General features: G+C 45.9%; 16 protein-coding genes and 1 pseudogene. 7 read left to right on the top strand and 10 right to left on the bottom strand.

The features are described 5' to 3' along the window. Window positions 1-11: 11 nt before the first annotated feature. The 6 genes from M1M80_RS05790 to M1M80_RS05765 form a co-directional block, all read right to left on the bottom strand. Complete coding sequence (locus M1M80_RS05790; protein ID WP_060398301.1) at window positions 12-2,339, bottom strand: YhgE/Pip domain-containing protein; 2,328 nt, start codon at window positions 2,337-2,339, stop codon at window positions 12-14. 70 nt (window positions 2,340-2,409) lie between these two features. Then, window positions 2,410-2,985, bottom strand: coding sequence for a TetR/AcrR family transcriptional regulator (locus tag M1M80_RS05785; protein ID WP_019257956.1), 576 nt, complete (start codon window positions 2,983-2,985; stop codon window positions 2,410-2,412). Window positions 2,986-3,133: 148 nt separating this feature from the next. After that, complete coding sequence (hemY, locus tag M1M80_RS05780) at window positions 3,134-4,546, bottom strand: protoporphyrinogen oxidase (protein ID WP_060398300.1); 1,413 nt, start codon at window positions 4,544-4,546, stop codon at window positions 3,134-3,136. A gap of 14 nt (window positions 4,547-4,560) precedes the next feature. Continuing rightward, on the bottom strand, window positions 4,561-5,493 hold the full coding sequence (gene hemH / locus M1M80_RS05775) for a ferrochelatase (protein WP_060398299.1): 933 nt from the start codon (window positions 5,491-5,493) through the stop codon (window positions 4,561-4,563). Window positions 5,494-5,564: 71 nt separating this feature from the next. Next, the gene (hemE, locus tag M1M80_RS05770; RefSeq protein WP_060398298.1) at window positions 5,565-6,626 is read right to left on the bottom strand and encodes a uroporphyrinogen decarboxylase; all 1,062 of its coding nucleotides are present in this window, start codon (window positions 6,624-6,626) and stop codon (window positions 5,565-5,567) included. A 121-nt stretch (window positions 6,627-6,747) separates the two neighbouring features. After that, a complete protein-coding gene (locus M1M80_RS05765; protein ID WP_060398297.1) occupies window positions 6,748-8,892 on the bottom strand; it encodes a transglycosylase domain-containing protein in 2,145 nt (714 codons plus the stop codon). A 121-nt stretch (window positions 8,893-9,013) separates the two neighbouring features. Between M1M80_RS05765 and hmoB the strand changes: the two genes are divergently transcribed. From hmoB to sndC, 4 genes and pseudogenes are all read left to right on the top strand, one after another. Beyond that, window positions 9,014-9,514, top strand: coding sequence for a heme-degrading oxygenase HmoB (hmoB, locus tag M1M80_RS05760; protein ID WP_060398296.1), 501 nt, complete (start codon window positions 9,014-9,016; stop codon window positions 9,512-9,514). Between the two features lie 42 nt (window positions 9,515-9,556). Beyond that, window positions 9,557-9,874: pseudogene (locus tag M1M80_RS05755) on the top strand (hypothetical protein). A 68-nt stretch (window positions 9,875-9,942) separates the two neighbouring features. Then, window positions 9,943-11,334: a hypothetical protein gene (locus M1M80_RS05750; protein ID WP_080428985.1), complete on the top strand. Its 1,392-nt coding sequence runs from the start codon at window positions 9,943-9,945 to the stop codon at window positions 11,332-11,334. Window positions 11,335-11,402: 68 nt separating this feature from the next. After that, a complete protein-coding gene (gene sndC, locus M1M80_RS05745) occupies window positions 11,403-12,593 on the top strand; it encodes an N-acetyl amino acid acetylase SndC (RefSeq protein WP_060398293.1) in 1,191 nt (396 codons plus the stop codon). A 16-nt stretch (window positions 12,594-12,609) separates the two neighbouring features. On the opposite strand, the gene M1M80_RS05740 is transcribed toward sndC, so the two are convergent. Genes M1M80_RS05740 through ecsA form a run of 3 tightly spaced genes read right to left on the bottom strand, consistent with a single transcriptional unit; the run spans window position 12,610 to window position 15,305 of the window. After that, window positions 12,610-13,320, bottom strand: a complete 711-nt coding sequence (locus tag M1M80_RS05740; protein ID WP_003239491.1) for an EcsC family protein — start codon at window positions 13,318-13,320, stop codon at window positions 12,610-12,612. 22 nt (window positions 13,321-13,342) lie between these two features. Beyond that, window positions 13,343-14,569 carry an ABC transporter permease EcsB gene (gene ecsB / locus M1M80_RS05735; RefSeq protein WP_060398292.1) on the bottom strand — a complete coding sequence of 409 codons (1,227 nt, stop codon included), beginning with the start codon at window positions 14,567-14,569 and terminating at the stop codon, window positions 13,343-13,345. Then, window positions 14,562-15,305 (bottom strand): ABC transporter ATP-binding protein EcsA, encoded by a 744-nt coding sequence (ecsA, locus tag M1M80_RS05730; RefSeq protein WP_060398291.1) that lies wholly within the window; start codon window positions 15,303-15,305, stop codon window positions 14,562-14,564. The genes ecsB and ecsA overlap by 8 nt, the downstream gene beginning before the upstream one ends. A 488-nt stretch (window positions 15,306-15,793) precedes the next feature. Between ecsA and M1M80_RS05725 the strand changes: the two genes are divergently transcribed. The 3 genes from M1M80_RS05725 (at window position 15,794) to M1M80_RS05715 (ending at window position 18,098) form a co-directional block, all read left to right on the top strand. Next, complete coding sequence (locus M1M80_RS05725; protein ID WP_003239494.1) at window positions 15,794-16,231, top strand: HIT family protein; 438 nt, start codon at window positions 15,794-15,796, stop codon at window positions 16,229-16,231. Between the two features lie 145 nt (window positions 16,232-16,376). Then, window positions 16,377-17,456 carry a 3-phosphoserine/phosphohydroxythreonine transaminase gene (gene serC, locus M1M80_RS05720; RefSeq protein ID WP_060398290.1) on the top strand — a complete coding sequence of 360 codons (1,080 nt, stop codon included), beginning with the start codon at window positions 16,377-16,379 and terminating at the stop codon, window positions 17,454-17,456. A gap of 123 nt (window positions 17,457-17,579) precedes the next feature. After that, a complete protein-coding gene (locus M1M80_RS05715) occupies window positions 17,580-18,098 on the top strand; it encodes a tryptophan transporter (protein WP_060398289.1) in 519 nt (172 codons plus the stop codon). Window positions 18,099-18,170: 72 nt separating this feature from the next. On the opposite strand, the gene yhzF is transcribed toward M1M80_RS05715, so the two are convergent. Then, complete coding sequence (yhzF, locus tag M1M80_RS05710) at window positions 18,171-18,362, bottom strand: membrane protein YhzF (protein WP_003239499.1); 192 nt, start codon at window positions 18,360-18,362, stop codon at window positions 18,171-18,173. Window positions 18,363-18,365: the final 3 nt, after the last annotated feature.

The following is an 18,365-nucleotide window of genomic DNA, read 5'->3' as shown; positions in this document are numbered from 1 at the left end:
GTTCTTTTTCATTATGAAGCCGGCTGTTCTTCTGATGATTCTTCCTTCCGGCTTAAAATCGTAAAGTAAGAAATGCTGAGCAAAATCATAACGAGGGCGATGCCGATTAAGACGCCGGCCATCTGCCACATGTAGCCAAAATCCCCGTTTGAAATGACCGCTCTGAATCCGTTAATGCTGTAGGTCATCGGCAATGCGCCGTGGATGACCTGATAGAAATTCGGAAGCAATTCAAGCGGGAAGGTTCCTCCGCTCGCTCCCAGCTGCAGCACTAAAATAATGACTGCGATAAATCGTCCCGGGTTGCCCATCGTTGTTGCCAAAAATTGAATCATCGCAAGGAAAGCGAGACTCGTAATGATCGTAAATACGTAAAATCTCCACGTGCTCTCAACCTCGAGACCAATTCCCAGAAGAAGAACCGTCGCCACAATCAGCGATTGAATAATTCCAACGAGCATCATGACATTGAATTTGCTGAAGAACCACTCAAAACCGTTTCTCGGACGTCCTGACGCTTCCTTCAGCGGGAAGACAACCGTCAGCATGATGCCGCCGACATACAAGCCCATTGACAGGATATAAGGTGTCAGCCCTGTTCCATAGTTAGGAACGGAATGAATGGCGTCATCATTGGTTTTCACCGGATCAGCAAACATGCTGTATGTTTGATCGTCAGCATCGATATCTCCTGTTTGATCTGCCGCATCCTTCAGCTTACTAGACAGCTCTCCTGTACCATCCAATAGCTTGCCTAAACCTGTATCAAGTGACGCAGACCCGTCTGCAAGTTTTGATGATCCGCTTTGGACCTGTTTAGACCCGTCTAACAGTTTAAACAAGCCCCCGGATACTTGGCTGCTTCCTGTTACCAATTGCTCTGAGCCCGCTTTTGCTTTTGCAAACTGCTTATTATATTCACCGATACCGGCTGTCAATTTATTTTGGCCATCTGTCAGCTGCTGTGAAGCATTGTATAGCTTCTCAGATCCAGCAGTTAATTTGTCAATCGCGTCTTGAGTAGCTTTTGCGCCGTTATAAAGCTTAGAGGTAGCTTCCGGCAATGCCTTCACCTGTGCAACCTCCGCTTTCACATCTTCCAATGAGCTTTTTATCGTTGCAATGTCAGGCAGCTGATCAGCTGCAGGAAGCTGGCTTAGCATTTGATCAAAATCAGGTGCATCAACTTTCGGAAGCTGCTTTTCAACAGAATTGATCAGCTGGCTTTTTTGCTCCGCTGTTAAGAAATCACTCGAGTTGATGAGATTTTTAAATGCCTGATCTCGGTTTTTCAAACTGTTTTCAAAGTCAGACAGTTGTTTCTTAAATTCCTTCATCGCAGTTTCTGACTTTTCCAAGTTGTTCACAGCTGTTTCAAGCTTCGTTAAATCGAGCGCATTAATGAGCTTTTCCGCTTTTGCTGCTTTCTCCGACTCTTCTTTCGCTTTACTGTTGAGCTGATCCAGCCCGTTTGTCAGATTAGGCAAGCCCTGCTGCACTTTTTGAAGTCCGGCATTCAGTTCATTTAGCTTGCCCGTTATCTTGCCTGATCCTGCTGCAAGCTGACCAGATTTATCATAAATCTGGTTGCTGCTGTCCTGGAATTTACCGAGCGAGCTGTCAAGCGATTGGATGCCGCTCGTCACCTGAGCCGCTCCATCTGCGAGCTGTGCCGTTTTGTCGCTGATAGTAGCTGTGCTTTCCTTCAGCTTCGCAAGATTTTCTTTCAGCTGGGCGCTTCCGTTTTTCGCATCCTTTGTGCCATCATCAATTTTTTTCGCTCCGCTGCTCGCGTCGCTCAAACCTTTGGCGATATCTTTAAAGTTATCAAAAATGACTTTCGTATATTGCTCGGTCACTTCTTTTGAAACAGAGGCTTTCAGTTTATCAATCGCTTTTTCACCGATCGTTGCCCCTACATAGTTTGAACCGGCATTCGTATGGTATTTCAGATCGAGCTTTTTCGGATTTTTGTCCAATACAGTGCTGGCATTCTTAGAAAAATCCTCAGGAATCTCGACAACTAAATAGTATTTTTGATTTAATAAGTCCTTTAATGATTGGTCGAGATCACTGGAAAAATGCCAATCAAAGTTTTTATTATCCTTTAATTCTTTGACCAGGTCATCACCAATTTGAAGCTTTTCTCCTTCATACGTTGCTCCTTTATCTTGATTGACGACAACGACAGGCAGCTGGTCAACTGTGCCGTATGGGTCCCAATAAGCCTTTAAGAACACGCCGCTGTAAATAAGCGGGACAAACAAAATGGCAATGATGGGAATTAATAATTTTTTACTTGTTACGATGTCTTTCCACTGACTTCGTATTGTGTTCATCCTGATGCCTCCATTCTAAAACTGACTCATCATGAAAAATGGTCATTTTCTTGCAAAGAGAAAGGATTATCTAGTTAGCTGACAACCCTTTGACAACATACAATTCAAGCAGTTCCGCAATCGTCTCTTTATCGAGCGGGGGATGCTGTTTTTCCCAATCAAAAATGAGCGCGATATAAAGCTTCAGCATCACAAAAGCTGTCAGTTCAGGGTCGCACGGCTTGATTGCACCGTTCTTGATCCCGTCTTCAATCTTATTTTTGATATAAGACAGAATGCCTCGCTCCATTTTTTGGATCACTTCCTGAACTGCCATTGTACCAATCTCAGCATTTTCTTGAAAAATTTTAATCGTCAGCTGATGTGTTTTCCTGAACTCCAGAATGGCAAACAGCGCTCTGTGCACATTTTCATGGAACGGAAGGTTCGGCTCCATCGCTTCGTCCGCTTTTTGTTTCATTTCCTTCAATAAAGTAGTGAAAATCTCGTCAAACAGCTCTTCTTTGTTTTTGAAAAAAGTATAGATGGTTCCCTTCCCCACGTTCGCAAGCTTTGCCACAAGATCCATTGTCGTCGCTTTATACCCGAACTGCGTAAAAGACTTTGTGGCCGCCTCCAAAATGAGCTTTTTTCGATCTATTGACATTGTATTCACCTCGAAACTGACCGTTTGAACATTTTAGTCATTAAGTACATATGCAAATGTATCATAACCTGCTGATCAATTCAATCATTTTTTTACTCAATATTGCCATTGCACAATAAAAAAAACCTCCGCCATACAGCGGAGGTTTTTAACTGAATAAATAGGTAAGCGCGTCAGACACGGCAGCTTTTCCTTGATCAATGCAGTCGGGAATACCGACACCTTCAAAAGAAGCGCCTGTCATGTAGACACCCGGATATGCGGAGGCCAGTGATTCTCGCAGCTCCTTGATACGCTGCTTATGGCCGACATGGTACTGCGGCATGCTTTCATGCCAGCGCGTGACACATGTCATTTCCGGCTCCCCGTTTATGTTCATGACTTTCTTTAAGTCTTCTAACACAATGTTGATAATGTCGTTATCTGAGAGATCGACAATGGATTCGTCTCCGGCTTTTCCGACATATGCCCGAAGCAGCGTTTTGCCTTCCGGCGCTGCGTGCGGCCATTTTTTGTTTGTCCACGTACAGGCTGTGATCGCGAAATCGCTGTTTCTTGAAATGACAAAGCCCGTCCCCTCATGCTCCATTTGGACAGCGCCTTCAGGGAAGCCCAAGGCGACATTTGCTACGGATGTAGAGTGCATATTTTTCAAATGAGAAATCGCAGGAAGCTCAGAAAGCATTCCCGCAGCCGCTTTATGCGGAGCAGTCATAATCACTGATTCAGCATCAAGTGTGACGCCGTTATCCAGATCAAGCGAGTAGCCAGTGCCGCCGCGGCTGATCTTGGTCACTTTTGTGCCTTTGTACACCTTCGTCAGCTTTAATTGCTTTTCAATCTCTTCTACAAGGGTCTGCAAACCGGTTGTCAGTGTCTGAAACTGCCCTTGTTTTTTAGCCGTCAGCTGCTGGCCGGAGCCTTGAGGCCTTGTTTTTTTCATGCCGAGGATCAGGCTTCTGTGCTTTTGTTCCGTCTGGTAAAATTGCGGGAATGTCGACATCAGGCTGAGTTTATCAATGTCGCCTGCGTAGATGCCTGATAGGAGCGGCTCGATTAAATTCTCGACCACTTCATCTCCGACACGTCTGCGGAAAAATTCTCCCAATGACTGGTCGTCTTTTGATTTGCTTGCAGGCAGGATGAAATCCATAGCGGCTCTTGCCTTCCCAGACAAAGAAAATAGGCCGGTTGAAACGAACGGCGCAATTTTTGTCGGGATCCCCATCACGGCACCCTTTGGCATTGGATGCAGGGTGCGGTTTACAAGCACATAGGATTGCCCGGTCGCATTGTTGACAAGCAAATGCTCAAGCCCTACATCTTTGACAAGCTGCGGAGCGCTTTTCTTCCGTTCCAGAAATGAGTCAGGCCCTCTTTCGATGATATAGCCGTCTTTCTTGACAGTCTGGATTTTCCCGCCGATTCTCGGGCTTGCCTCAACAAGTGTCAGCTCAAGCGGCAGATTTTTTTCTTCGATTTCTTTTTCCATATAGAAGGCGGCGGCTAAACCGGTAATGCCGCCGCCGATGATGACTACATGTTTTTTGCCGTCACTCATGTTCATCGCCTTCTTTAACGTCCTGATTTTTTTAATACAACTGTTGCTAATGCGTCAATAAATTCCGGCTTTGCATTTGGCATTTCCGGGCGGTAATAGCTTGCGCCGATATCGTCAGTAACCACTTTGCATTCATAATCATTATCATAAAGCACTTCTAAATGATCCGCGACAAATCCGACAGGGACATATACAAATGCCTGATAGCCTTTTTGTTCGAATAAATCACGTGTTAAATCCTGCACATCAGGTCCGAGCCAAGGATCAGGCGTGTTCCCTTCACTTTGCCAGCCGACCGCATATTCGGAAACGCCTGCGCCTTCAGCAATCAATTTCGCCGATTCATGAAGCTGATCCGGGTACGGGTCTCCAAATTCTTTGATTTTTTCCGGCAGGCTGTGTGCGGATACGATGAGCATCGCGTTTTTTCTTTCATCCTCAGGCATTGACGCATATGTTTCCTTCACTCGGTCAACCCAGTATTTCACGAACTTCGGTTCATCGTACCAGCTTTCAACAGACGTAATCGTTAAGCCGCCAAGTTTTTCAGCCTCTTCTTTGGCACGTTTGTTGTAGGACTGCACGCTGAACGTGGAGAAATGCGGTGCCAGCACGATGCTGACTGCTTCTGTAATGCCGTCCTTATGCATCTCGGCCACAGCGTCTTCAATAAACGGCTCGATATGCTTCAGCCCGATATACGCTTTAAATGTAATCTCGTCCTGAATCTCATTTAAGTGCTGTTCAAGCTTGTGCGCTTGCTCTTCTGTGATTTTTGCAAGCGGTGAAATGCCGCCAATTGCTTCGTATCTGTCTTTCAAATCTTGAAGCATTTCAGGCTCAGGCTTTCTGCCTCTTCTGATATGTGTATAATAACGCTCGATATCTTCTTCTTTATAAGGCGTGCCGTACGCCATAACGAGAAGCCCCATTTTCTTTCTACTCACTGTTTACACCCTCTTTAATGATCTGATACAAACATTTTGACAGGATATCATCATGATACCAAAAGATATGCTTAGGAATATTGACCCATTTTTTTGTTTTGTGAATATTTATGGACAAATGCTGTCAGTTTTTTCAAAACCTCAGGACTGACGTCAGGAAATACTCCGTGTCCAAGGTTGAAAATGAAGCTGTCCGATTTCATGCCCTGATCAAGTATTTCCGTCGTTTTCTTCTCAATGACTTCCCATGGCGCAAGCAAAATGGACGGGTCTAGGTTGCCCTGCACTGTTTTGGTGATGCCTTTTGATCTGGCTTCATCAATGCTGAGTCTCCAATCGAGCCCGACCACATCGAGCGGAAGGTCATGCCAATCACCTGCCAGATGGCTTGCACCGACGCCAAACATAATCAGCGGCACATTCTCCTCCGCAAGCTCTGAAAAAATCCGGTTCATTACGGGTTTGATGTATGTTCTGTAATCTGCCTGATTCAGCGCGCCGACCCACGAATCAAAGATTTGAATCGCCTTTGCGCCTGCCTTAATCTGCGCTTTCACGTACACGATTACCATGTCGGCAAGCTTGGACATCAGCAGATTCCATGCATCCGGCATGCTGTACATGAAGGCTTTTGTTTTATTGTAATTTTTAGACGGACCGCCTTCGATCATATAGCTAGCCAATGTAAAAGGCGCACCTGAGAAACCGATGAGCGGGACGTTCAGCTGTTCATTGACAAGCAGTTTAATCGTCTCAAGCACGTACGGCACGTCCTGTTCCGGATCAATCTGGCCGAGTTTTTCAATGTCCGCCAGAGACCGGATCGGCTGATCAATCACAGGCCCGATCCCGTTTTTGATTTCAACATCCACACCGATTGACGGCAGCGGAGTCATGATATCTTTATAAAGGATTGCAGCATCGACACCGTATTGCTCAACCGGCAGTCTTGTGACATAGGCACAAAGTTCGGGCTGATGTGTAATGTCAAACAATCCGTATTTTTCCTTCAGCTTACGGTATTCCGGCTGTGAGCGCCCCGCTTGTCTCATATACCATACAGGCGTGTGATCCGCTTTTTCTCCCCGTGCAGCTTTTAAAAACGTCTCGTTAAACGTTTCTCGTTTACTCATCTGATTTCCACCTTTCATACTGCAACCATACGTTCGTATTTCTTGACTTATTACACTATACCTCGTTTTGGGCAAATGGTATAGAAATGAGGCTCAAAGTTCAAAAAATCGCCGAATTCCATTAAGAGGAAAACAATTTAGGCTGAACGTAATCGGTTCCTTCCCCTTCTCTTTTTGTCTGTATATTATAAGGCACAATTTTATAAGAAGCGCCCGAAAACAAGTTGGCATAAGGGATTTCATAGCTTCCCTTTCCTTCAACTGAATCAAGAAGCGTCTCCTTGCCGTCCTTATTTACATAAATTCTGTATACAGCCCGATCATCCTCTTGGGCATTCCATTTTAATTCAATGGTAAACAGTCCCGCAGCTTTAAATGTGTAATCCGCTGTCAGTGTTTTGACCGGCTCCAGCTCAATCGGGCTTTCCAGTTCTTTGACGTTTTTAGGCTTTGTAAACACAGAACCGGTTTCTCCTGCCTGTGTCAAAATATCCTTAAACAGTCTCGTCGGATACGCGCTGCCGCCTTTTAAATAATGGTTTTGATCCGTTTTGTCATAGCCCATCCAGATAGCTCCGGTTATTTTCGGCGTATAGCCGGCAAACCAGGCGTCCTTTGTCGCGCCAGAGACGCCTGTATAAGACGTGGAACCGGTTTTTCCCGCCAGGTCTCCGTGATAGGTGCCGGACGTGGCCGTTCCCTTTTTGACCACCTGCTGCAGCATTCTTGTCATATTCCAGGACGTCTGCTTGCTGAATACCCGCTTTCCTTCTTCTTTATGATCGGCAATTGTTTCTCCGTCTTCATCCATTATGCTAGAAATAAAGTACGGCTCAGTATACATTCCATTCGCTGCAAATGTATGGAACGCGCCGGCAAGCTGAAGCGGTGAAACGCCTTTTTCCAAGCCGCCGAGAGCGAGGGCAAGGCCTTCATCAGGGATATCAATGCCGTTTGCTTTCAAATAAGATTTTCCTGTTTCGACGCCGATCTCATTCAGCGTCCAGACAGCCGGCGCGTTTTTGCTGTACGTAATGGCGTCAGACATGGTCACTTCGCCCTCATACCGGCTGTCATAGTTTTTAGGCGTATAATCTCCGTAGGATTGCAGTTCATCCTTCAATAGAGAATATGGCTTAAATTTCTTTTCCTGCATCGCCGGTCCGTATACTGCAAGCGGCTTAAATGTGGAACCCGGCTGGCGGACAGCTGTGACGCGGTTATATCCTTTGGATGTGTAATCTCTTCCGCCGATCGCCGCTTCCACACCGCCTGTCTTGTTATTGATAAAGACCGCGCTTCCTTCAGCATTTTGATCTGTTCCAGGATAATAGCTTCCCTGCTTCATCACCTGATAAGCCGTCTTCTGCAGCTTGGAATCAAGCGGCACCTTGATCGTGTATCCGCCTTGAAGGAGCTGCTCTCCGGAAATGGAGTACTTGTCCTCCGCCTCTTCAATCACAAGGTCAATATAGCTGTCAAACCAGGGTGTTTCCGACTGTTTCTTTACGTGCAGCCCAAGCGTTCGGCCCTGCGCGCTGACAGCGTCTTTCGCACTGATGTAGCCTTGGTCATTCATCATGCCGAGAATCGTATCACGCCGCTCCTTATTTTTATCAGGATGCAAAACAGGAGAATACGTAGAAGGCGCCTTCGGAATAGCGGCCAAAACCGCCCCTTCAGATACAGTCAAATCTTTTACTTCTTTATTAAAATAATAGTGGGATGCCGCTTGTATGCCGTAGACCCCATGTCCGAAGTAAAGCTGATTCAAATACATTTCCAGCAGCTTGTCCTTGCTGTAATCCCGTTCAAGGTTGATCGCAATGATCACTTCTTTTGTTTTTCTTAAAAACGTTTTGTCATGTGTCAGAAAAATATTTTTGGCAAGCTGCTGGGTGATCGTGCTTCCGCCTTCCACCTTTCCGCCTGCTAATATATCGCGGTACACTGCCCTTCCGACAGATTTCACATCAATGCCGTGATGCTCATAGAACCGTTTATCCTCAACAGCGATAAACGCTTCTCTGACCTGCTTCGGAATCTCATTGATCGAGACCGGCTCACGATTTTCTGTATACAGGCTTGCAACCTCATCTCCGTTTTGATCCACAATTTTAGAAGAGGCATGAAGAATCAGCTTCTTTTCATCTATGACATAATGCCCGAGAAAAATAATTGAAATATATCCTATTAAAGCGAGAAAAGCAGTTAACACTAAAATAATGATCGGTATAAATAGTTTCTTTTTCTTTACCTTAAACATAAACTCACCTCGCCTTTCTAAAGGTAGTATGGGAAAAATTGTTTGGAATTATGTTCGAAGCACTCGCCAATAGAAACTTATACCATTGTTTTGATATACTAGCAAGCAGGAGGTGGCTGATATGAAGGTTTATATTACATATGGGACAGCCGTTTTTTTAAAAACGATCGTAAAGAAGCATCCTTCAGAAAACATCCTTTTGATGCAGGGACAGGAAAACGCGATTTTGATCCACGAAACAAACGGAGATACGGTGTTCCAGGCACCCCACGCTTATGAAGTCATTGACCAAGTCGGAGAGATGAAGCATCCCGGTTTTGCAGTATTGAACAATATTGCCGTCACTCAGGAAGGACGTCCGCTGTTTGAAAACAGATTTAAAAACAGAGCGGGAAAAGTCGAAAACGAGCCTGGTTTTGAAGCGATTCGCGTACTGCGTCCGCTTGACAGTGACACCTATGTCATTCTGACCATGTGGGAAACCGAAAGAGCCTTTCAAGACTGGCAGCAGTCAGATTCATACAAAGAAGCCCACAAAAAACGCGGCACGTCTGCCGGAGTTGACACAACGTCAATCTTCTCCCGGCCTTCGTATGTCACCACATATTTCGCTGTCGAATAGCTGCCGGCATGTCCGGCAGCTTATTTATTGGAGGAAAGCAAAATGAAGTATACTTGCCCAATCTGCGGGTTTAAGGGACTGGCTGAACCGGCATATGATAAGGAAGGGAATCATTCTTATGAAATCTGCCCGTGCTGCGGTTTTCAGTTCGGATTTGACGATTACGACATGCAGCGCGAGGATGGTTCATATTTCGAGCCATCGGAAAGCATCGTCGCCTACAGAAAAAACTGGCTTGCTGATGGGAGCGTCATTTTTTCTCCTGAATGCTTCCCAGAACATCAGCAAAAAGCGAACAGAGTGTTGCAGCATCATTTGATTGAACAGCTAAAACAGATCAATGTTCATCTTCCATCATAACCCTGCCTTCTGTCCCGGCACCTTCCGCCCGCCTATGAATAATCTGTAGGAAGCGGAAGGAGTGATCAATGATGGAAATCGGGATTTTGTCTGTCCATGTTCTTTATGTGTTTTTTATCGGGGCGATTATCCTATTTATGCTGCTGCGGAAAGATACGACCTTTATTTCCTTATTCGGCATTTTTATCATATCATTATGGGCCAGCCATTCACTTTCAGCTTCTGTCAGCAGTTTATTCCACAGCTTTATCTACGCGGCTGGCGAACTGCTGCCCACGATTTTCATCATTTGCTTTATCGTTTCGATGAGTGATTTGTTAACGAAAACAGGGATAAATGAAGCGATGATTTCTCCCTTTATACGCCTTGTGAAAGGTCCTGTAATCGCCTACTGGCTGATTGGCGGCCTGATGTTCGCCATTTCTCTCTTCTTCTGGCCTTCTCCAGGTGTCGCTTTGATCGGCGCCGTCCTGCTTCCGGCAGCCGCCCGCGCCGGTTTGCCGCCTATTGCCTCCGCCATGGCCATGAACTTATTCGGCCACGGTTTTGCCCTGTCAGGAGATTTTGTCATTCAGGCGGCACCAAAGCTGACAGCAGATGCAGCAGGCATTCCAGTCGGTGATGTCGTTTCGGCCAGCATTCCTCTTGTGCTCATTATGGGCGTGACCACAACGACTGCGGCATTTCTCATGATTCAGCGCGAACGCAAAAAACAGTTACGTCCAGTTTTTTTTACCCCCGTACTTTCTGAGGAACAAAACACCTCGCTGTACTTGCCAAAACGTCTGCGATCCACACTGGCTCTTTTGATTCCGCTTGTCTTTCTTGCTGATATCGCCTGCATGCTCTTGTTTAACCTTCAGGGAAATAATGCGACCGCGTTAATTGGCGGGTCTGCGATCTGCATCCTCATGATCGTTCATTTTCTCGTGTATAAGCAAAAAGAACTTGAGAAAATCACTGGCTATTTTATTGATGGATTCCAGTTCGGCTTTAAGGTTTTCGGCCCCGTCATCCCGATTGCCGCTTTCTTCTACCTTGGTGACTCAGGCTTTGAAACCATACTGGGCACTTCACTCCCTAAAGGTTCCCACGGAATTGTCAATGATCTTGGCATCGCTTTATCCCATACGATGCCCATGTCAAAGGAGCTTGCCGCCGCTGCCTTAACTGCAGCTGGGGCCATAACCGGCCTAGACGGATCAGGGTTTTCAGGTATTTCTCTCGCCGGCTCTATCGCCAAGCTCTTTTCGTCCGCTCTTCATGCTGATCCAGCCGTTCTGACCGCACTCGGTCAAATATCTGCCATCTGGGTGGGCGGCGGAACACTGGTCCCATGGGCGCTGATTCCCGCAGCTGCCATTTGCAAGGTCGATCCTTTTGAGCTTGCCAGAAAAAACTTTATCCCCGTCGTGATTGGCCTTTCAGTGACAACCATCGCAGCCATGGTTCTGCTTTGAAAGCAAGTTGAAATATTCAGACTTTTTCTATACAATCATGGAAAAGCATAGAAAAGGGGGAAGCGGCTTTGTCCATATCCACACTGCAGAAAGAGATTAACAAACAGCTCGACAGCTGTTTTGAAGAAATGGTCGAGATCAGGCGCCATTTTCATATGTATCCTGAGCTTTCGTTTCAAGAAGAAAAAACCGCCGCCTTTATTGCTTCCTATTATGAATCGTTAGGAGTTCCGATCCGCACGAATGTCGGCGGCAGAGGGGTTTTAGCATATATAGAAGGAAGCGAACCCGGCCCTACCGTCGCTTTGCGGGCCGACTTTGACGCCCTCCCCATTCAAGATGAAAAAGATGTTCCTTACGCTTCCAAGGTACCAGGTGTCATGCACGCATGCGGCCATGACGGCCATACGGCAGCTCTTCTCGCAGTGGCGAAGGTCCTTCACCAAAACAGACATGAGCTGAAGGGAACGTTTGTGATGATCCACCAGCATGCGGAAGAATATTATCCGGGAGGCGCAAAGCCAATGATTGATGACGGCTGTCTCGAAAACGCGGATGTGATATTCGGCACGCATCTTTGGGCGACTGAGCCGCTCGGAACCATTCTCTGCCGCCCCGGCGCCGTGATGGCGGCGGCAGACCGATTTACGATCAACATTCACGGGAAGGGCGGACACGGCGCTCATCCGCATGATACAAAAGACGCCGTCCTGATCGGCTCGCAAATCGTTTCCTCTTTGCAGCACATTGTCAGCCGCAAAGTCAATCCGATTCAATCCGCCGTTATTTCGACAGGCTCTTTCATCGCCGACAACCCGTTTAATGTTATCGCAGACCAAGCGGTACTTATTGGCACAGCGCGTTCTTTTGACGAAAATGTCCGCAGCATGCTGGAGAAAGAAATTGAAGCAGTTGTAAAAGGAGTGTGCACCATGCACGGCGCGTCCTATGAGTACAACTATGAACGGGGCTATCCGGCAGTTGTGAACCATCCTGCAGAAACAAGCCACTTGGTCAGCATCGCAAAGAACATTGAGGGCGTTCAGCACGTCATTGACGGTGAACCGCAAATGGGCGGTGAGGATTTTGCTTATTACTTACAAAACGTCAAAGGCACTTTTTTCTTTACAGGTGCCGCTCCTGAACAGCCAGAACGAGTCTATTCCCACCATCATCCGAAATTTGACATCAATGAAAAAGCAATGCTGACAGCGGCCAAGGTGCTTGCGGGTGCCGCGATCACATATCATATGCTATAAAAAACAGCCGGAGTGTTTATTCTCCGGCTGTTTCCTTTACTATTCTCAGATGAAAAACGTGTCTTGCCGTCTCGCCAAGCTGAGCAAGCAGCTTATAATTGGCAATACCGCCGACTGCCGCTCCTACTCCCGGCAAAAGCTGAAAAAGCTTCACGACGTCGATATAATCGCGATATTCCTGCTGGAACACTCTCCAGTCGATGCTCTTTTTCTCCGTCTCCCAATTTTCAATGACAGAAAAAAGCGATTTGCGGCAGTCATCACTCGAAAACGCAAGCTGAAACACGAGCAGCAAGAACATTCTTTCTTGTGCATCCTTCACATCAAAGCCATAAATTGAGGATAAAGTAAATAAACACTTCATCTTAATCGAAAGCAGCAGCGGGAAATCGGCAATGCCTAAAAAAATGCCGCCTGCTCCGGTGCCGACTCCCTCAGCAGCTGCCACCTTCTGATAAGAAACAATTGTTTTTTTCGCCAGTTCGTTTTTTTCACTGAGCGACAGTGTGCTTGTATCCTTCTTATAGGTGATAATATTGGAGCCGGCCATCGTCGCTTCCACCATTTTTTTCACGCTCTCGGTGACAACCGTATGGATTTTTTCAGGAATCCGCTCATTCACCTTCGTTTGCACACGCTTCGAAAAGCGTTCAAACATGGAATCCTTTCGCAAAAAATGCATTTTCCATTGAAGGGCTTCCTGCATCAGCAGCTGATTGTCTGTCATTTGACCTACCCCTTTTTCAAGCTCACAGCTTGCCATGTTTTTTCAGTCTGGTTGTCATATAAGACGGCAGAACAACAAAAATCAGAACGGCAGAACCGATTAGCGCGTACAGAAAACCTGTCATGCCGGCAGCATAGGCAGATGCAGCAGACATCAGCAGCGCTTGAACGATAAGTACAGTTTTTAATAGAGAGAAATAGCTTTTCAGCTTCGTTTCTTTTGTCACAGGGTAAAGCTCTTGAAGCGCCAGATGGTCAAAATGGCCGAACAGCGGCAGAAGCTGAACGCCCGTAATGAAAATGGTAAACACAGTCAAAACCCCTGCAATGAGCGGGCTTGCCGACACATACATAATAATCAGCGCGAAAATGACCGTTAATCTGACGAGAATGCCCAAATAATCACTTGAACGCAAAAAGGCGCGGGTGAACATGTAGGCAAACGTTTTGCGCTGTTCAAACGGCACGAGCCGCAGCAAAAAGTCGAGGTAGGCTCTCCGTTTCGCTTGCTTTCGCAAATGCGGCACGTCAGTGAACAGGTTGGCAATCCGATAGAAACGCTGCTTCCGTCTCAATTCGGACTCAATATGGCTCTCCCATTTAAACGTTTTCCGTTTTGCTGAGGAAGACATATACAGATAAAGAGCAGCCATAATGACATAGACCACAAGCGCATACATATAAACAGATTGGAGCACAAAATAAAGAACAAGCGTATTCGCCGCAAAGCGAATGATCACATCCATCCGTTTCATGCCTCGGTCATTCTGGAAGGTCGTACGCCATTCCATCACCTGATTCCACGCTTTCAGAAGCAAAAGCTGTGCAAATACTGCCGCATACGATGCGAGCGAAGCTCCCGGTGCGACAGCAAAATAAAGCGGCATCGCAACGATGCTCAGTGCAATCAGCGGAAACAGCTGAGACACATAGCTGTAGACAAACGCCTGCTTCAAGTAAGGCTCCATTTTCGCTTCAAGCGGCAATAAGAAGACAAGGTCAGCCTCCTTCAAAAGCGTCCGCACATAAGAGCTTGTCAACACGAGCGAAAACAATACGGCCATCACCCAGAAGGACGGAAAGTGAGCGGGAATGTCCCGTATCCATTTGCTGTACCAGCTTGCAGCGCCCGCGAGAAAAAAGATCAAAACAATGACAAGGTGATCATTGAGCATATATTTCATGTACGTTCTTGTTTCTTTGATATGCTCCTGCAGCCGCGACTGCCAAATATCAAGCATATTATTCATGGCCAGCGTCTTCCTTTGTAAGCTCAAGATACAAATCGTCCAGCGCCGCGTCCTTCATTCCAAACTGCTCTCTCAGCTCGGACAGCGTGCCGCGCGCCCGCACCTCGCCGTTATGTAAAATAATAAACGAATCACAATAGCGTTCTGCCGTTGCCAAAATGTGTGTTGACATCAGGACGCTCGCCCCGCTTTTTTTCGCTTCATTCATTCGCTCAAGCAGTGCGTTAATCGCAAGCGGATCAAGCCCTAGAAAAGGCTCATCAATAATGTAGAGCGCGGGCTCTGCCAAAAATGCGCACATAATCATAACCTTCTGCTTCATTCCTTTGGAAAAATGAGCCGGGAACCACTTCAGCCTCTTTTCCATTCGGAATTCCTTTAAAAGCGCCGGCAGCCTTTTCTCCATCGTTTCTTTTGACAGGCCGTATGCCATGGCTGTTAATTCAAGGTGCTCCATCAGCGTCAGCTCTTCATATAAAACAGGTGTTTCAGGTATATAGGTGAATTGTGAGCGGTAGCCTTCCGGATCCTCAGCAAAGGTTTTCCCGTTTAATTCGATCGATCCTTTGTGCGGGTCCATCAGCCCGATAATATGTCTGATTGTTGTACTTTTACCCGCACCGTTCAGCCCGATTAAGCCGACAATTTGATTCGGTTCAAGGGTGAATGATACATTTTTTAAAACCGGATTTCTTGTATATCCGCCGGTTAAGTCTTTTACCGATAGCAGAGACATAGTTTCTCCCCTTATATTGTTTTTCTTCATAGTACCAAAAACAAGGCCTGATTTGAAACAATTCCCTTTTAACAAATGATGAATTTGCTGTCATAAAGAGACAGTTTTCTGGACATCATAATGGTCGTAGAGGAAAAGCATATCAACTGAAAAATGAGGTGTTTGTCAAAGACGTCTTAGATACAGTTGGATAGAAAATAAACATGTCCAATGCTCAAACCATTTCTCTTCACTGAATTGATGAATTCTTCATCTATGAAGCAAATTGTCAAATGAGGTGTTTATCGCAGGGAATCGTTAGGCATTAAACAAGTCTTCATTTTATTGACAAATGAGGTGCTTACCAAAGGCATATCACATTTTCTTCATATAAGCTCTTCCTCTGCATTCAGGGTGAACGCTCGCCGTTCATCCTGTTTTCTATTTTCTGCATTTCTGTGGTACGATGAGTGTATACATACTAAACAATTTCATAAGGAGGAACCCTCATGCATAGTGCAGAGAATTGTATCTTTTGTAAAATTATCGCCGGCGACATTCCGTCCGCAAAGGTGTATGAAGATGAACATGTGCTGGCCTTCCTTGATATCAGCCAAGTGACAAAGGGACACACGCTTGTCATTCCGAAAACACATATCGAAAATGTGTATGAATTTACGGATGAATTAGCAAAACAATATTTTCACGCCGTTCCGAAAATCGCCCGTGCCATCCGGGATGAATTTGAACCAATCGGCTTAAATACGCTGAACAATAACGGCGAAAAAGCAGGACAATCTGTTTTTCATTATCATATGCATATCATCCCGCGCTACGGAAAAGGAGACGGATTCGGAGCAGTTTGGAAAACACATGCTGATGATTACAAACCGGAGGATCTGCAGAACATTTCTTCCTCTATCGCAAAACGCCTGGCCTCATCATAAGATGAGGTTTTTTTATTTGTGAACATTTCGCAAACATCCGTCAATTTCTTTTGATTATTCTAATTTTTTATCAAAAAACTGAATTTTTGTGATAGGATAATTGTATTATTTTATACATTAACGTGGAAAACAGGGAGAGATCATGATGGAACGTACAACGAATTTTAACGCAGGTCCTGCAGCGCTGCCATTGGAAGTTCTGCAAAAAGCACAGAAAGAATTTATTGATTTTAACGAATCCGGCATGTCCGTTATGGAGCTTTCCCACCGCAGCAAAGAGTATGAAGCGGTGCACCAAAAAGCGAAAAGCCTTTTAATCGAACTGATGGGCATCCCGGAAGATTACGATATTTTGTTTCTTCAAGGCGGGGCAAGCCTTCAATTCTCAATGCTTCCGATGAACTTTTTAACACCCGAAAAAACCGCGCATTTTGTGATGACCGGCGCATGGTCTGAAAAAGCACTGGCAGAAACGAAGCTGTTCGGAAATACGTCTGTCACTGCTACAAGTGAAGCAGACAATTATAGTTTTATTCCGGAGGTTGACCTTTCAGATGTAAAAGACGGTGCGTATTTACATATCACGTCCAACAATACGATTTTCGGCACACAGTGGCAGGAATTCCCGAATTCCCCAATTCCGCTCGTAGCTGACATGTCCAGCGATATTTTGAGCAGAAAAATCGATGTGTCCAAGTTTGACGTGATCTACGGAGGCGCTCAAAAGAACCTCGGCCCTTCCGGTGTGACAGTTGTCATCATGAAAAAAACTTGGCTGCAAAATGAAAATGCGAACGTTCCAAAAATCCTGAAATATTCAACGCATGTCAAAGCGGACTCACTCTACAACACTCCGCCGACATTTGCGATTTATATGCTGAGCCTTGTTCTGGAATGGCTGAAGGAAAACGGCGGTGTGGACGCTGTTGAACAGCGCAATGAACAAAAAGCTCAGGTTCTCTACAGCTGTATTGATGAAAGCAACGGATTCTATAAAGGGCATGCCAGAAAGGACAGCCGCTCACGCATGAATGTTACCTTCACGCTTCGTGATGACGAATTAACAAAAACATTCGTTCAGGAAGCAAAAGCAGCAAAAATGGTCGGCCTTGGCGGACACCGCTCAGTAGGAGGCTGCCGCGCTTCTATTTATAACGCGGTATCTCTCGAAGACTGTGAAAAATTAGCTGCGTTCATGAAGAAATTCCAGCAGGAAAATGAGTAAAAAGTCTGGCTATGCAAACCGTTCGTTTGGTATACTGTTTGCATATCACATTCTTTAAGCCTTCGCAATAAATGACGAGCATATTATTGGAGGGCAAAAAGCTTAGCAGAGGAGAGCATAGATATGAAAACAAAAGAGTTAGTCACTATGGCTCTGTTTGCCGCAATCGGCGCAGCGCTTCATTCCATTATTCCGCCCTTTTTAGGCGGCATGAAACCAGATATGATGCTGATCATGATGTTCATGGGCATCCTGCTGTTCCCGCGGGTGCAAAACGTACTCGTCATCGGGATTGTGACTGGAATCATCTCCGCGCTTACAACAGCATTCCCAGCCGGACAGATTCCTAACATCATCGATAAACCCGTGTCAGCGTTTCTGTTCTTCATCCTGTTCCTTTGTTTCAGAAGGAGCCAAAAAACAGGTGCAGCCGCAGTGCTGACAGCGATCGGGACCATCTTATCGGGAATTGTATTTTTAACGTCAGCTTTATTGATCGTCGGTTTGCCTGGCGGTTTCACCGCATTGTTCGCGGCTGTTGTTCTGCCGGCCACTGTGCTGAATACCATCGCCATGATCATTATTTATCCAATCGTGCAAACCATCTTAAGACGTTCCAGTATTATGGAAGCTGCTAAATAATTGTCACCCAAAACCTCTTCCGCTTCCGGGAGAGGTTTTTTCGACAAAGAGCCCGCAGCATGTCAGCATGTTTTAAGCGAAGAGTTTTGTGAAAAAGATAAGACATAGTGTAAAGGCGGTTCCGGTTGAACAAACAAGCGCTTTCTGCCGGATAACCTTCTTGGGCGGATAAGAAGCAGCCTGGCTGAGAAGTCTGATATAATAAACAGCGCCTGAAGCAAAGGCAAGGGTGATGCAGGATAACACAATCATAAAGACAGACAACCT

The sequence above is a fragment of the Bacillus inaquosorum genome (assembly GCF_023238325.1).
Taxonomy (GTDB): Bacteria; Bacillota; Bacilli; order Bacillales; family Bacillaceae; genus Bacillus; species Bacillus inaquosorum.
This window is presented reverse-complemented; position numbering and strand designations above follow the sequence as displayed.